Below are 16,031 nucleotides of genomic sequence, written 5' to 3' on the forward strand. Positions count from 1 at the left end.
TTTTCGATTGGGGTTTTTAGACATACTTCTTATACTAATCAGTGGTGCTGGACTCCTACATGGAGTGTTTTTTGCCGTATACCTTTACTTTTTCACTAAGAAGCGAACCTTGCCAAACCGTTTACTGGCTTTGATATTAATCTTTATGGCCTTTCGAATTGGTAAATCAGTCATGCTGTACTTTGGAGAAGACTTGGAGCCATTATTTATTTTTGCAGGATTATCATTTCTATTGATCATCGGGCCGCTATTGCGATGGTATGTTTTAGCCACGACGACCTCCAATTTTAAATTACCCAAAACTTATTTCTTGGAATTGGCGCCGTTCGTTGTACTATTCATAACAAGTTTCTTTGTGAGTAAAGATTGGTTTGATGATACGAATAGTCAAGCCATTGCCTTATTTGCCAGCGTTATTATTTTCATCTATCTGCATTTGGCGGTTTACATTTTTATATCGGGTCGAGTAGTGTGGAAAGTGATGCAAGTTCATCCCAAACAGCGGCGCACAAAATCTCAGTTAGCCCTAATGGAATGGCTACAGATGTTGGTTGCTGGTTTTGTCGTTATATGGATCTCCTACGTATTGAATATTATAGAAGATACCATACCCTATATCGTAGGACCGATCGTCTATTCTATGGTTATCTATTACTTGAGTTACAAAGCCTTTAAACTAAGGTCATTGAACAGCTATGGAGATGCATTCGATACCAGCGAAAATGCCGCCCTATTCCAACAAATTGGGGTGTTGGTAGTTGGTCAGAAGTTATACTTAGAGCCTAACTTTTCACTGGCTAGCTTAAGCAAGCTTCTAGAAAAAAGCACCCAAAAGACTTCGGAAGTCATAAATCAGTATGCCAAACGTAACTTCAACGATTTTATTAATTATTATCGGATTCAAGATGCTAAAGCATTGCTTACTGAAACCGAAAGTCAAAAATATACCATTTCGTCTATCGCATTTGATATGGGATTCAACAGCCTCTCATCTTTTAATAGTGCTTTTAAAAAGTTTGAAGGTACAACCCCCTCATCGTATAAGAAACATAGCATGCGCGCATAGTCACTTGCTCATTTGCTGAAATGTGAACTTATATTTGTGACCTAATGTCAAATCAATTAAAATTGACTATAATTAAGGCATCGTTTTAGATTGGTTATGACAAAGTATATTTTTTGCTGTTTGCTGATGCTGCTTGTGTCTTGCGGCTCAAATTTGGAGACGACTACGGAAAGTAATTATGAATCGGTGGCGCTTCCTGATGGCTCGCAGGTATTTCTTAATCACAACAGCAGCATTTCATATGCAAAAGAATTCAAACATAGGGTGGTAAAACTAAGCGGAGAAGCTTTCTTTACGGTTGTACCCGCTGAATCTAGCTTTACGGTTAGTACCCAATATGGTGATGTCGTTGTACTAGGTACTGAATTCAATGTCAAGACTACTTCAAAGCAAATTGCTGTTGATGTGAAGAAAGGACTCGTGGAGTTAAAAACGGACTATGGAAAAAGCAAGATAAAAAAAGGAATAAGAGCGGTCTACAAGGAGGGTGAACAGGCTGTCAAGCAGTTTAAATCGAACAAAGAATATAGAAAATGGATTCGCTCTTTGCAAAAAGAACTAAAAAAATTGGGCAAGGATTTAAAACCGGTGCTTAAGGAAATTGGAGACGACTTCGAAAAAGCCGGTAAAAAAATAGGAGAGGAATTTAAAAAATAAGCGTCATCACTAGCTTTGCAATTCTCCCTACTGCCGCGGGCATTTGTAAACCCTTATCTGAACATTGAAGGCAATGCCCGCTTCCATTGTTTAAATGGAATTGTCGTAAATTCATACAACAATTAATTACTTCATGGTATGAAATATCATAGATCCATTTTTGTGGTGTTGTTTGGCCTGCTGACTGCCTGCAACTCAGGTACAAAAAAGAAAAAGGAGGAAAAGACAGCTACAGCCGCAAACATTCCCAAGGTGGTGACTGCCGATATAGAAGAAGGTATTAAAGCCAATATTGACAAGAAGGTGGCTGAAGGTGGTGGTTATTTTCATATGACCGCAGATGGAAAAGAATTGCGCCTGAAATTGGTACGCGTGCATACAGAGTACCTTTCTAATTTGGGTCCAAGACGTCATTTTGCCTGTGTTGATCTTGCCGACGTGAGTGGCGATGTGTACGATGTTGATTTTTTTCTGGAAGGTGATCCGGGTAGTATGAATGTTACCGAAACGACCCTTCACAAACTTAATGGTAAACCCTTCTATACTTGGAAACAGCGTAAAGACAAGACCTGGTACAGATTGCCGGTCCAAAATGCAACATCCGATTTGTTGGGTGTCGTTGAGGGAAAAGATAAGTTCGAGTTTCGTTATGAGGTGACCTTCCCAAACATACAAGAATCAGCTAAAATGTGGATTCCAGTTCCGCAGAGTGACGCCTTTCAAACTGTTGAATTGCTAACCCTAGATGCACCTGCAGAACATCAAATACTCGAGGAAAAGGGCTATGGTAACAAAGTGTTGTATATGGAGCTTTCCCCAGAACATAGTGGAAAGAAAATGGCAATCGTCTACGACGTTGAACGCTTAGAAAAGAATCCTTACGAGGCTGCGACTTCACCCACACCCTACCTAAATGCTAGTTTGCTAATGCCTGTAGGCGATCGGTTTCAAATATTGGCTGATTCGATCATTAGTCAAAAACAGAACGACGGCAATATCATGAAGGCACGTGCCTTATACGATTACATTATAGATAATATGCGTTACATAAAAGCTGGAAAGTACGGCACAGGTGATGCCGTTTATGCTTGCGATGCCATGACAGGCAATTGCACGGAGTTTCATTCGCTCTTTATTTCGCTGGCAAGATCGGCAGGAATTCCATCGCGATTCGCAGTTGGGGCGTCAATCCCCTCAGATCGTAACGAAGGGGGTATCGATGGCTATCACTGTTGGGCAGAATTCTATGCCGAGGGCAAATGGTGGCCTGTAGATATTAGTGAAGCAAATAAATATACAGCCCTTGCTACCTACTATTTTGGCCGTCATCCAGCAAATCGCATTGAATTCACAAGGGGTCGAGACTTGCTGGTAACGCCAGGGCCAAAATCAGGGCCCATCAACTTTCTGGCATACCCAGTAATGGAAATAGGGGAGACTCCCGCTTTTCCGAAAACATTCTTTTCATTCTATAGGAAAGCGAATCAAGAAAACCCAGATAAACTGGTAAGCTTACCCTGATACGGAATCCTTAGGTGTTTCTTCTCCTTCTGGATGTTCTTCCCCTTCTGGGTGTTCTTCGCCTTCTTTAGCAGGGTGTTCCCCTTCTGGGTGTTCTTCACCTTCTGGGTGTTCTTCGCCTTCAGGATGTTCCGACTGCTCTTCGGTAGTTTCTTTTTTCTTTTGGTCTCTGCAAGAGCTTAATGCTCCAGCAGCGATAAAGCTGCATAAGAGCAATACCAAAGTAAAATATTTAAGTTCTTTTAATCGGCTCATAATATGGATTGTTTATGAATTATAAAATCATGTATCTCAAGCAATTAGCACTTAAGCCAACTAAAAGTAACAAATTTTGACTGAACGCAATACACCAACTCGAATTTTATGACACCGGCAAAAATGTACGATCGTCCTGCTGACCTATCTTTTTTTGATGTAGCATCTACCAATGGGCGAAGCGAAATATTGCGCCTAGAGTTATGTTTTGAGTATTTGCATTATTTGGCACCATTATTAATGAGGTAGTTCACCACATTTTCGTGCTTTGCATGCCTGGCCATTTTAAGTGCGTTCCTCCGCTCCGAAAGAATGGAATACTTATCGCGAACGGTTTTGTTAATATCAGCCCCTTGTTTTACCAGGTATTTAACGACATCTAAATGCCCGCTCCAGGCAGCTCTAATTAATGGGGTTTCATCACCGCTCACATGTACATTCACATCGGCTCCTTTAGCAACAAGATAGCGCACCACCTCTAAATGACCGTTTTTGGCAGCCATGATCAAGGGGTTTCCATCGTGATCGCTAGATTTTTCAACATTGGCTCCTAGATCGACAAGGGCTTTTACCATGGTCAAATTACCACGGGCCGCAGCATGTATCAAAGCGGTACCATCACCAACGGTTTCTTTATCAATATCGCCAGAATGGACCAAAAGCAATTTTAAGATGTCAAGACGATCGTGTTTTCCTGCCAATAAGATGGCATTGCCGTCACCGGTAACATCCGCATTTGGGTCGGCACCTAATTTCAATAGTAAAGCGACAATGTCTTTGTTGCCTCCTTTAACCGCCGACATCAATGGAGTACCGTCTCCATCTATTTTTCGGTTTACTTTGGCGCCTTTATCTGTAAGATATTTTGCAAAATTGTAGTCTCCTTTATGTGCTGCAATCATTAAGGCACTCGCATCGCGCTTAAAGCGATAGCTCGCTTTTGCATTGTGTTTGAATAGCAGTTTTCCGATCTCCAAATTGCCGTTTAAAGCAGCCATTCCCAAAGGACTTCTGGGTTGATCTCGCCCGTCATAAGAGCAATTCGGATTTACGGTTTTCAGCATGCTTTGTACCTTTTCGTATTGATTGTTTTTCACGGCCATAAGCAAATCTTTACAATTTTGGGCCCGCAGCCCTAAGGCGGCTACATAGAGATTGATTAAAATTAAAATGAGTGTTCTCATGATTGTTCGTTTTTTGAGATTATGTGGTAAATGTAAAAACGCATTGCACCGCTTTTTCTAAAAATCGACGAAGAAGGTGTTACGACCTTCAAAAAAACAGTTGCGGCATATTAGCGCATTTATCAAGGGGAAATGAGCTTTCGTAGGGAGGTAGCACCTATTCATAGAATTCTTTGAAGGCAATATGCTTAAATACCTACATTTACTGCGATGACCAAACCTTCGATCTTAGATAGCATATTGCAGAAGCGGTGGCTGACGCACCTTTTGTTTTGGGTGGGTCTGTTCGTACTGTTTGCTGTCTTAGCGGCCCTAAACTCGGGTACCATAAGACCACATTTGATTACCTATCTTGCTTTTTTACCCGCCCAGATGCTCGCAGCCTATGTGTTGAACTATTATCAATTGCCACAGCTCTTATATAAAAAGAAGTACCTTCTTTTTGGTTTGTCTTTAGCACTGACTATCTATGTGTTTTCTGCATTAGGTCGCATATGCGTGGTTCATATTGCAGAGCCTTATGTACGAACAGATTTTGTACAAGAATCCATCACGGAAATACTTTCTGATACGGCCTATTTATTTTCGGTGTATTTTACCTCTACCTATGTATATGCCTTAATTATGCTATTAATCAAAGCAGTTAAAACGCGCTTCGAAGAAAAGCAGCGCATTGAACGGCTTGAAAAAGAAAAAATCACCAACGAACTCAAGTTTCTTAAAGGTCAAATACAACCTCATTTTTTATTCAATACCTTGAACAACCTTTACGCCCTAACCCTTTCAAAGTCAGATCTAGCGCCGGTGGTTGTACTAAAACTGTCAGATCTCTTAGATTTTATACTCTACCAAGGTAATCAATCAGCAATACCCATATCAAAAGAAATTGAATTGATACAGGGGTTTATAGAATTGGAAACCCTGCGCTACGGAGAGAAAATAGCTGTTGATTTCAACTATAATGCAGCCGATAACAACCTACAAATTCCCCCCTTATTGCTTTTACCCTTGGTTGAAAATGCTTTTAAACATGGGGTGAGCGGTAGTGTTGAGAAAGCGAAGATCCGCATTGATTTGAATGTAAATCCCTCCCATTTGAATTTTGAAATTTACAATACAAAACCGAAAAGCACAGCCGTAAAAATTCAAAAAGGAAAGGGTATTGGTACCGCAAATTTACAGCGTCAATTGGCCTTGGAATATCCGAACAATCACAGTTTTGACATTCAAGAAACCTCAGAAGATTATCTGGTGCGCTTAACTGTTGATTTAAATACAGAACGTAATGATTAGGTGTTTGATAATAGACGATGAGCCTTTGGCCATTGAAGTGATAAAAACTCATCTTGCACAACTTTCCGAACTCCAACTTGTGGGGAGCTTCGCCAATGCGGTAGCAGCCCTAGAAACGCTAAAGCGTGAGCCAATTGATTTGATTTTTTTAGATATAGAAATGCCCTTACTTTCAGGTATTGATTTTATAAAAAACACCCCAATGGTACCCAAAGTGATTTTTACTACTGCCTATCGTAACTATGCTATTGAAAGTTATGAATTGGATGTGGTAGATTACCTTTTAAAACCGATCTCCTTCAGTCGTTTTTTTAAAGCGATCAACAAGTTTAAGACCATGGCTCAACTACCTATTGCTAAGGAGGAAGTTAAGAAAGAGGTTCCGCTTAACGACCATCTCTATGTAAACGCAAACAAAAAATTCATCAAAATTGCGTACCATGAGATTTTGTACGTTGAAAGTATGAAAGACTATATTCGAATTCATTTGTCTGATAAAAGCGTGGTCACTAAGGAAGCGCTCAGCAATTTTGAAGCCAAGCTGCCTGCCGAATTCTTACGTATACATCGCTCCTTTATCGTAAATACGCAAAAAGTGACGGCATTTACCAAGGTAGATGTGGAAATTGGCAAAACCGAACTTCCAATCGGCACCAGTTACAAAGAAACCGTTATGGGTTTTCTGAATATCGGGCAATAAAGTGGCCTTAATGCTACCAAAAATCAGGTATTAAGTCTAAAGAAACACCTCCTATCCTACGCAGAACACAAAACGTTTACAGGGGTAAAAAGGACTTTGGCGGTCAAAAGGGTGTTGTTTGGTTGGGTAATTTTATTTGCTAATAGGATATTAGTAATTTCACGAGGAATGACAGTGATGACTACCCATGATTGACAAGATTATACATGCAAAAAATCGAATATACTATCATATTCTTTTTTGGACGGTTTATGTAGCCTTATATACGTTGATGTGGGGAAGCTATGACGAGCAATATTGGGAGGAGTTCCAGCAGCTGCTGTTTCTTTTGCCATGGAAGATCATTCCCACATACATTACCCTTTATTATTTAATGCCAAAATTTCTGTATCCGAAAAAAACGGTTCAATATGTCGTTTTATCAGTGATACTGGCACTGGCTATGGGTCTAACGGACCGTTATATGAGCTGGACTTACCTCTATCATTGGTTTAGCCCTGAGAAGCAGCATTGGACGACCCCCATGTTGTACCTGCCGAAAGTACTTAACTCTATAGTGGCAGTATATACACCAGTTTTTGTAGCCATGGCAATTAAATTACAGTTGTTTTACTACCAAAAGGATAAAATCAACAAGGAACTTGAGCGGGAAAAAGTAGCGACCGAACTGAAATTTTTGAAGGCGCAGATCCATCCCCATTTTTTGTTTAATACCTTGAATAGCATCTATTCTCTTTCGTTATCACAATCAAAGAAAACACCCGAAGTAGTCTTGGGCCTATCAAAATTTTTAGACTATATGCTATATGAATGCAATGAGCGTTTTATAGCTATAGGGCGTGAGTGGGAACAATTGCTGAATTTGGTCGCCCTTGAGCGAATTCGCTATGAAGAAGGACTCAGCATTAACGTTACCGAGTCTATTGACAATACCGAAACACTGATTCCATCACTATTATTACTACCTTTTGTTGAAAATGCGTTTAAGCATGGGGTGGATAATGAGATCAGTGACTCCTGGATTACCATCGACCTTAAACTCATCGAGAATAACTTGACATTCATGGTTGAAAACAGCAAGAGCCCAGCCCCTTCAAAAGAGGTATTAGATACCGACAAGAATATAGGCCTTACCAATGTAAAGCGACGGTTAGATCTTTTTTTTCCAGACAAACATGAGTTGAAAATTCTAGAAGAAAAAGATACTTTTTTGGCAAAGCTGACTATCGACCTTAGTACGATTACAGACCTAATGCAGCAAGAAAATGTCTAATAAGATAAAATGTATCATAGTAGATGATGAACCCTTGGCTAGGGATGTGTTGGTCAACTATGCCGAACAAATAGATCAATTGGAGGTTGTGGCAAGTTGCGGAAATGCCCTGGAGGCCTTTGAGCACATTCAAGCTGGCGATATACAATTGGTTTTTTTAGATATTAAGATGCCTAAACTGAATGGGTTGGAGTTGATCGAATCGATTAAGAACCCGCCATTGGTTGTTTTCACCACGGCTTATAGAGAATTTGCTATAAAAGCCTTTGATCTTGACGCTATAGATTACCTCCTCAAACCCATATCCTTGACGCGCTTCCTGAAAACAGTTTCCAAGGCCAATAAATACTTGCAGGGGCTACAGACTGAATCGAATGGGGAGGGGCAGGAAAAGTCAAACGGTATACCATCATCAACTTCGGAACAGGAATTCCTATATATAAAGTCTGACCGAAAAATGGTGAAGCTAGATTTGAGCTGTGTGCACTATTTAGAAAGCCTGAATGACAAGGTTATCATTCATCTCGCCGATAAAGAAGTGCTTACCACCCAACGCATTAGTTATTTACTTGAGAAGCTCCCCAAACAACAGTTTATCAGAATACATCGTTCTTATATCATTTCCCTTACCCATGTCGCGGCCTTCAACAATATTATGGTCGAAGTCAAAGAGCGTGAACTCCCCATAGGGCGAAACTACCGTTCTCAGGCCTTGGAAGCCCTACGCCGTTAGATCATTTATATGTATAGACAAGACCTTGACGTTTCTAGTAAGGTTTGATGGCTCTTCGCATCATACGTCTTTCACATTTTTTTCTGTTAAGCATTCCTTAAATGGAGGGTCAACGTCCTCCAACCCGGGTCAACAACCTTTTTTACCCGGTTTTCGTCATCGATCTTAACTTGAAAGTCATATCCTATGTAAAGCAGGTCATTTGCAAAATTGTCTTGAATAAGCGTAGTCGGTCCCTTTACTTTAGCGCATCAATTAAAGAGCGGACAGTCTTTGTACTATAACTTTCATCAGGTTTTAAAGACTTCCAAAAAGTACATCTTTCCCGTAAAAAAGCGCTCATCAGGAAATGTACTTCGTAATCTATCAGCAAGGTGTTCCTATCGTGAACATGCCCTGGAAACCGGAACCGGAGATGCCCATGGCAGGACACCTTTAACCAAAAAGAACACCTATGCCATATACATACAGCATCACATCTGAAGCCGATGTTCATTTCACCGTCTTTAAAGTTCCGCATTGGCGGGCATTTCTATATCAGTTTATCTCTGTTGTAATTTGGGGAGGTTTACCAAGTCCGTTACAACGAAAAGTATCTGCTTGGTATGCTTCATTTTATACCAGACCGTACTCTAAGAGAATTATCAGACCCTATATAAAACTGAACTATAGCAATAAAAATTACCTCGATAACTTTAGACCTCCGCATGGCAAAAATGAATTTGAAAATTTTCAGGATTTTTTTACGCGAGAGTTCCGAAGACTTCCTTACAATGCCAGTTCTTACGTCTGGCCTTGTGAAGGCTTGCTGTGCGATATGGGGTATGTTCATCCCGAAGTTGTTTCAAGAGTTAAGTCAGATACGCGGCGGGTGCACACCATTTTTCAGCTAGAAGAACGCAACATACCCAAAGACTATTTTTTTACGAATGTGTTTTTACACAATAAAAACTACCATCGTATTCATGCTCCAGTAACGGGTACGGTAAGCAGAATTCAACATGTTCCCGGTGATCTGGTCATATTGAGGCCCTGGATTTACAAAAAAGACCCCTCGCTACCTGCCCTTCGTAACGAGCGGTATAACATCGATATTATTGATTACGAAGGTCGCACCTGGTACTTGTCTATTGTCGGTGGACCGGCCGTGGGCACCATTGCATTGCCTAAAAAACTCGTAAGGGGAGCCCAGGTAGCAAAGCTGGAAGAAATCGCGCTATTCTATCTGGGTTCTACCTGTTGTATGGCAGCACCTGTAGCACCAAGGTATCATGATAAGAATTGTTTTGTTCAGGTAGGGGCCACCTATTAAAATAACCAAATGCGAACCTTATGAAAACACCGAAAATCAATGGAAAGACGTGAGTTTATAAAAAAATCAGCTGCGGCCAGTGCTTTATCATTGGGCATGGGGCAGCTGTGCTCCTGCAGCGCTCCAAAAGATAAATTACGAATACTTGTTTTGGGTGGCACCTATTTTGTTGGACCTTCAATCGTAAATGCCGCATTACGCCATAAACATTCTGTCACCCTATTCAATCGCGGGATTACCAATCCGAATTTGTTCTCGACATTGCAATTGATCAAAGGAGATCGTGAAGCGGGCATAGCCGCTTATGACCCATTGAAAAAGGAACAATGGGATGTTGTCATCGATGTCTGGCCAGAAAAGTCAAGACTGGTTGACGAAGCTACGAAAGCCTTAAAGAACCACACAAAGCACTATATATTCGTTTCCAGCATTGCGGTATATGATAATTTTGAACAGATCGGATTAAATGAGGAATACGATCTGGTCAGCATTGAATTAGAGAAAAACGAATGGGGGTATCCGGAGGAGAAATTAGTTGCAGAATCATTGGTACGCGAACGCTTTGCAGATAATCACACTATTTTACGCGGAGGACCCATAAAGGGGTGGAGAGATCCAGCTTTAGATCTTTTGTATTGGTTCATTAAGTTAGGTCGTGATGATGCCATTATTGCACCAGGGTCAGGCATAGACCATTTGCAATTTATTGATGTGAAAGATATCGGGCGATTTGCTATTATGGCTTCAGAAAACCGACTTTCGGGTAGTTATAATTGTACTGGACCTAAGAAAGAACCCTTGTTTTGGAAAGAATTTCTAGAGCTTTCAAAAGAACATTTGAATTCGCAAACACAGCTTATTTGGGCGAGTGAGGATTTTCTAACAATAAACGAAGTGGCCCCGTTTACAGAATTACCTTTATGGACTCCTTTGTCTGAGGATGCCTTCATGCAGATTAGCAATAACAAATTACTGCAAACCGGATTCGAATTTACACCATTACATCAAACTATCGACGATTGTGTGAAGTGGTTTAAGCGTACTATGGATTCTGATATAAAATTTGGGAATTCCACGATAAATATCGGTATGGAGCGATCTAAAGAGTTAAGGCTTTTAAATCTACTTGAGCGTCAATCATAGGGTAATAAGGTGTACTTCGAGCAGCATATTTACCTCAAGCCAAAATACTCTCATGGCCCGAATCTTTAACAAAAAGGCAACTGCTTTTTGTTTTGGCCGAGACAGCCTTTACAAACTCAAACTTGAGATCATCGTGCATTCCAAAAATATTTAAATCAGCCGCAGGAGCATTCTGTATGATTTCATTGAAATCACCAACAATTACTTCGGTAAGGGTTTCCGGCAATCGTGCCAGGTTGATTAACAAGCTTAAAAAATCCTGTGCGTTGGCCGCTTCATTTTCGTCGTTTATAACCGTAATCAATCGTATACGCGCACCCCAGTTCATTTTGAGTTTATAGGCGATGAGAATGGAAAGGTCGAGGTTACCGATATCCCAACCCAAATCCCATTGGGTTTTTCGATCACTAACCCAAACATTGATGATATTTCTTTGGCCTAATAATGCGATAGGGTGTGACAAAAACAAAAGCACCCCTATTTCTAAACGAATGGCTTCTTTCATAACGGGTCGCAATTCGGTTTCATAATCATCGTGATCTTGTAAATTCAAAAAGACCGTATTCGGCCTAAAGAAGGCACCTTGTAAGGCTTGGTTTCCGTAATTGATACCTTTGGCAAATTCTTCTGTATGAATAACCGAAGAAGATGAAAAGACTCCCTTTTGCCGAAATGATGCTGAAACACCTTCCAACGCATCTGCCAGTGTACTAGCTTCTGAAAATGCCTCGATGCCCATTAGCTTAATCGAACCCTTGGGCATGGCTATATTTCTCAAAAATTCAAAAGTCCCTTTTAAACCTTCTACATCTCTAACGGGTACCATTAAATTAGCTTTCCAGGCGCGCTGTTGCATTTTTTTCATGCCCCACGTATGTTTGGCCGCCCATTCCGCAAACGAAACAAACAGTCCGGAGCGTACATCTTCAAATGGAGTTTCTAAATTTTGTCGGGACAAGTACCAATATACCATCAAAACAATCATGATAGATATTAAACTAACGGTCGGGTTTATAATGAACATGGCAAAGACCGATGAAACTAGTCCGAACCAAGGTACCCATCTATGAATCTTAAAAACGGGTCGATAACTTATCAATCCGAGTTTTTGTTCAATGATGACTACAATATTGATCATGGCATAGGTAATCAAGAAAAAGAGGGTCACCAATGGGGCAACGGCATTCAAATTCCGCAATAGCAGGGTTGCAAAAATGAGTATTCCGGTGACCAACATTGCCTTTCTTGGTTGGCCATTCTTACTATGACCTGCTAAAAAATCGGAAAAGGGAAGTACCTTATGTTCACCCATGGCAAATAAAATACGAGAAGAACCAACGATAGAGGCCAGGGCAGAAGAAAAAGTTGCTCCGAGTATTCCGGCAAGTATTAATGGCCCTATATAGGCCTTTTCAACCATGATATAATAATTGTTTACCAATTCAGATTCTGAAGCACTTCTTGAAATCCAAAAGGCGAGTACCATATAAATCATAAAGCTTACTCCAATGGCCCACAGTGTACCGGTTGGAATGCTTCTTTTCGGGTCTTTTAATTCGCCCGACATATTCGCCCCAGCCATAATACCCGTAGCAGCCGGAAAGAAGACCGCAAACACAACCCAAAAATTACTGCCGCTGAATTCATTCTCCACAGATCCTTTAAAAGACCCCCAACTTAAGGCTTCACTCGTGGGGATGGTCATAGAACCTTGGTATGCTGCAATTACGATTGAAATCAGCGATAATAAAATAATTCCCATAATGACAAACTGTGCTTTAATCGCGAGATTCGCACTGATAAAAGCAATGGAAAACAGCAGTGCAAAAACAGCGACATCAACCAAAAACGCATTGTGATCTGGAAAGATGGCCAACCAACCTTCCCTAAAACCAAAAATATACATGGTGACCGCCAAGCCCTGCGAAATATATCGCGGAATACCTAGACTACCGCCCACTTCTAAACCCAAGGCCTGGGAAACTATGGCATAGGCACCACCAGCGCCAATACGGATGTTGGTAGTAATCGCTGACATAGAAAGTGCGGTACATAGCGTGATCAGAAAGGAGATGATAATAATCAACCAGGCTCCTAAAAGTCCGGCATTACCAACAACCCACCCCAAACGCAAGTACATAATTACGCCAAGGATGGTAAGTAAGGTAGGGGTGAAGACCCCTCCAAAGGTTCCAAATTTTTTGGGTGCATTTGACGGTTGCTCCATTGGCAATTATGGCTTGATTTTGAGTATTAAAATAAGAATTAAAAGCGCACCAGATTAGATTATTTATAATAAGCCATTTTTTTGGTCTCAGGGAATGCTATTAATGTCAAAAGCAATATGCATAGCGCCTTTGATATTTTTTTTGACCTTAAAGCTTGTGTGCGGCAAAATGGATAGGTAGTGGAGATTCTTATAGTTCGGTCTAGTAGTCAAAACCACCGCGCCTTAAGGTCTTTGTATTTGGTTCTACCGATAGGCACACGTTCTCCATTTTTTAGCTCAGCCCTATATTTGCTTCCTGATCTTACGACAATTTCTTTTATTTCAGATAGCTTTACCAAGTATGATTTATGAATGCGTTCAAAAGCAGGCGATAAGAGTTGTTCGAGCTTTTCTAGCGATTTATCATGCAGTTCCTTATGTCCATCGGTTAAAAAAAGTTCGGTATACACACCAGCTCCTTTAATATAAACTACCTCTGTAATGGGTATGAGCTGTATGCGATGTCTTTTTTTTACCGCTAAAAACTTAATGGCACTGCTTTCTATTTTGGCTTTTGTAATGGTGCGCTGTAACGCCTGTTCTAAGCGTTCTCTGTTAAAAGGTTTGGGTACAAAATCTAAAACCCCATGTTCAAAAGCAGTAATTGCCTGATCTTTGTAGGCTGAAATTACGATCGTATGAAATGACTGAGAAACCGCTGTTTTCAAGAGATCAAAACCATTATCACCATTAAGATTTAAATCTAGGAGTACGAGATCTAAGGTACTATTTTCAATAAATTGTAAGGCCTCTGAGAGATTGTCAATATGCTTTAGCGATTGTAGCGCATTGCCAAAAATTGCCCGAGTCAAGCGTTCGATTCTTTTGGCGATTCTCGATTCATCTTCCACAATCAATATGTTCATCTCCTTAGGCATAAATTTTTATGGTGTTTTTCCAACCGTGATCTGCTGGTTCAGATGTAAAATCCCATTTGGAGCCATAGCTTTCGGTAAGGCGCGCTTTTATGTATTTCAGTCCGGTACCATCTTCCTTGCTCGTCGCCCGTCGTACGCCCGCGGCAAAGGTTAAAAAAGTATAGCATTTGTGATGATGATTTGCTTCAAATAGCAGTTTAAATTTGATACTGTTATCTTCTAGCGGCAAGCTGTGCGTAATGCCATTTTCCAAGAGCGTATGGAGTAGGGCAGGTGGTATTTTTTGTTCTGTGTCGATGCCCTCTTCTTCCCAAGAGTAATTGATTTCTTTACGGTACTCCATAATCTCAAGATGGGTACGACAAAGCGCTATTTCTTGTGCAATAGGTATCAAAGTTTGGTCTTCTATTTGATTAAAAAGATCAAACTCTTTGGCCAAGGCTTCAATAAACAAAACGCCCTTCTTTGGTGCTTCTTCTACCCAATCTATTAATGAGGTTAAGGTATTCATCAAAAAATGAGGTTGGATGTTCTTTTTTAGTAATTCCAGCCGCAGACGGGTAGATTGTACGAGTGAACTTTCGTAGGCCAGTCGCTCTTCTTTGATTCGCAGTGAAAGCAAATACAACATACTTAGAAGAATAAGGCTAAAACCAGCGAAAAGACTAATACGAAATGAAACAGAATAGCGGAGGATAATGCAAAGCAATAGTATAAACGATACCAAAAGCGCACCTTTAGCTTTTTTGTATACACCGAACAGTACTATGCCCAATGAAAATACCCATAGGCTCACTGCCATATTGTAAATCGTAAAATCAAAGAAATGATGGTTGATGATGAAAAAATACAATAGCACTACAGTGTAAATACCCATAAAGAGTTTGCGTTTGGGAAAGGGAAACTGCATGGAGAAATAGAGTGCGATCAAAAAAGAAATACCAAACGTAAGGCTAGAGATGATTTCTAATCGCAACACATGAAGACTGTAATGTATAGGAATAGCGGTTCGAACAAACTGGGTCATCGTCAAGACAAAAAAGAGAAAGCAACTAATACTGAAAATAAGCATGGGGTACTCTTTTTTATCGCTTAAGAAAAGAAAAAGATAATAGATTGACGCGATGAGAAAGGCGCCAGCAAAAATGTTCATGTAGGAGGTTTCAATAAGTCGATCGGTTAGTAAATCTTCATAATCATCGATCTGCAGTTCGTATCTCCCCACATGATCTGGAAAATAGTAATTACTTATTCGTAAGGCCAGCAAATGTTCTCCCTCAGCAGCCAGATGTGTGGGAATGTTAAAAGTAATCCATAATTCTCCTTCAGGAGGAAGACTAGCCTCTTGCCCCGGATTTCCATTTTTGCCAATCAAAACCCCGTCCCAAAAGACTTCATACTCGCCATAGGCCTCTAATTTAAGTCCGTAGGGTCGAAACGCTTCTGGGGCCTTTAGTATATCAATTTTGGTTCGCGACCAGAATACTTGACCATCTGGTACGAAGGCCATACGTTTTTCCCAGTCTTGATCTTGCCAGTTTTTAGCAGCCCATTCTTGTTGATCACCTATTCGGAAAAGCGTCTGGTATTCCCTTACAACAGGTTTCGAATTTTGAGTGCAAGATGTCGCGAAAAGCATAAAGCACACTAAAAGAAAACAAGTTGAAAATCTCAATTTCATTTTGATCTGGTTTTACGAATGCAAACTAACCATTAAAAAATAGCTTCTTAGAGCAGTTCATTGGGG

15 protein-coding genes are annotated in these 16,031 nt (G+C 40.5%); 10 read left to right on the forward strand and 5 right to left on the reverse strand.

Annotated features, from left to right (window positions below):
- Window positions 1-145 precede the first annotated feature (145 nt).
- The 3 genes from ABJN95_RS12525 (at window position 146) to ABJN95_RS12535 (ending at window position 3,244) form a co-directional block, all read left to right on the forward strand.
- Entirely contained in the window at window positions 146-1,066 is a 921-nt protein-coding gene (locus tag ABJN95_RS12525; RefSeq protein ID WP_348370747.1) for a helix-turn-helix domain-containing protein, read from the forward strand.
- A gap of 153 nt (window positions 1,067-1,219) precedes the next feature.
- Entirely contained in the window at window positions 1,220-1,723 is a 504-nt protein-coding gene (locus ABJN95_RS12530; RefSeq protein ID WP_348370748.1) for a FecR domain-containing protein, read from the forward strand.
- Between the two features lie 138 nt (window positions 1,724-1,861).
- Window positions 1,862-3,244, forward strand: a complete 1,383-nt coding sequence (locus ABJN95_RS12535) for a transglutaminase-like domain-containing protein (RefSeq protein ID WP_348370749.1) — start codon at window positions 1,862-1,864, stop codon at window positions 3,242-3,244.
- On the opposite strand, the gene ABJN95_RS12540 is transcribed toward ABJN95_RS12535, so the two are convergent.
- Entirely contained in the window at window positions 3,236-3,499 is a 264-nt protein-coding gene (locus ABJN95_RS12540; RefSeq protein WP_348370750.1) for a hypothetical protein, read from the reverse strand. The two genes, ABJN95_RS12535 and ABJN95_RS12540, sit on opposite strands and share 9 nt — an antisense overlap.
- Window positions 3,500-3,720: 221 nt before the next feature.
- Window positions 3,721-4,683 (reverse strand): ankyrin repeat domain-containing protein, encoded by a 963-nt coding sequence (locus ABJN95_RS12545; RefSeq protein WP_348370751.1) that lies wholly within the window; start codon window positions 4,681-4,683, stop codon window positions 3,721-3,723.
- Window positions 4,684-4,893: 210 nt separating this feature from the next.
- Between ABJN95_RS12545 and ABJN95_RS12550 the strand changes: the two genes are divergently transcribed.
- From ABJN95_RS12550 to ABJN95_RS12580, 7 genes are all read left to right on the forward strand, one after another.
- Window positions 4,894-5,976, forward strand: a complete 1,083-nt coding sequence (locus ABJN95_RS12550; protein ID WP_348370752.1) for a sensor histidine kinase — start codon at window positions 4,894-4,896, stop codon at window positions 5,974-5,976.
- Window positions 5,969-6,676 carry a LytTR family DNA-binding domain-containing protein gene (locus ABJN95_RS12555; protein ID WP_348370753.1) on the forward strand — a complete coding sequence of 236 codons (708 nt, stop codon included), beginning with the start codon at window positions 5,969-5,971 and terminating at the stop codon, window positions 6,674-6,676. Before ABJN95_RS12550 ends, ABJN95_RS12555 begins: the two co-directional genes overlap by 8 nt.
- A 187-nt stretch (window positions 6,677-6,863) precedes the next feature.
- Window positions 6,864-7,949 carry a histidine kinase gene (locus ABJN95_RS12560; RefSeq protein ID WP_348370754.1) on the forward strand — a complete coding sequence of 362 codons (1,086 nt, stop codon included), beginning with the start codon at window positions 6,864-6,866 and terminating at the stop codon, window positions 7,947-7,949.
- The gene (locus ABJN95_RS12565; RefSeq protein WP_348370755.1) at window positions 7,942-8,682 is read left to right on the forward strand and encodes a LytTR family DNA-binding domain-containing protein; all 741 of its coding nucleotides are present in this window, start codon (window positions 7,942-7,944) and stop codon (window positions 8,680-8,682) included. The genes ABJN95_RS12560 and ABJN95_RS12565 overlap by 8 nt, the downstream gene beginning before the upstream one ends.
- Window positions 8,683-8,955: 273 nt before the next feature.
- Window positions 8,956-9,165, forward strand: coding sequence for a hypothetical protein (locus ABJN95_RS12570; RefSeq protein WP_348370756.1), 210 nt, complete (start codon window positions 8,956-8,958; stop codon window positions 9,163-9,165).
- The gene (locus ABJN95_RS12575) at window positions 9,137-9,994 is read left to right on the forward strand and encodes a phosphatidylserine decarboxylase (RefSeq protein WP_348370757.1); all 858 of its coding nucleotides are present in this window, start codon (window positions 9,137-9,139) and stop codon (window positions 9,992-9,994) included. Before ABJN95_RS12570 ends, ABJN95_RS12575 begins: the two co-directional genes overlap by 29 nt.
- A 39-nt stretch (window positions 9,995-10,033) precedes the next feature.
- Complete coding sequence (locus ABJN95_RS12580; RefSeq protein WP_348370758.1) at window positions 10,034-11,137, forward strand: NAD-dependent epimerase/dehydratase family protein; 1,104 nt, start codon at window positions 10,034-10,036, stop codon at window positions 11,135-11,137.
- Between the two features lie 34 nt (window positions 11,138-11,171).
- Here the strand turns inward: ABJN95_RS12580 and ABJN95_RS12585 are convergent, their stop codons facing one another.
- The 3 genes from ABJN95_RS12585 to ABJN95_RS12595 all read right to left on the reverse strand — a co-directional run bounded on the left by ABJN95_RS12585 (window position 11,172) and on the right by ABJN95_RS12595 (window position 15,965).
- Window positions 11,172-13,364, reverse strand: coding sequence for an amino acid permease (locus tag ABJN95_RS12585; RefSeq protein ID WP_348370759.1), 2,193 nt, complete (start codon window positions 13,362-13,364; stop codon window positions 11,172-11,174).
- A gap of 209 nt (window positions 13,365-13,573) precedes the next feature.
- Complete coding sequence (locus tag ABJN95_RS12590) at window positions 13,574-14,272, reverse strand: LytTR family DNA-binding domain-containing protein (protein ID WP_348370760.1); 699 nt, start codon at window positions 14,270-14,272, stop codon at window positions 13,574-13,576.
- A gap of 4 nt (window positions 14,273-14,276) precedes the next feature.
- Entirely contained in the window at window positions 14,277-15,965 is a 1,689-nt protein-coding gene (locus tag ABJN95_RS12595; RefSeq protein ID WP_348370761.1) for a histidine kinase, read from the reverse strand.
- Window positions 15,966-16,031: the final 66 nt, after the last annotated feature.

Origin of the sequence: Maribacter sp. (assembly GCF_039974175.1) — a bacterium.
GTDB lineage: Bacteria > Bacteroidota > Bacteroidia > Flavobacteriales > Flavobacteriaceae > Maribacter_C.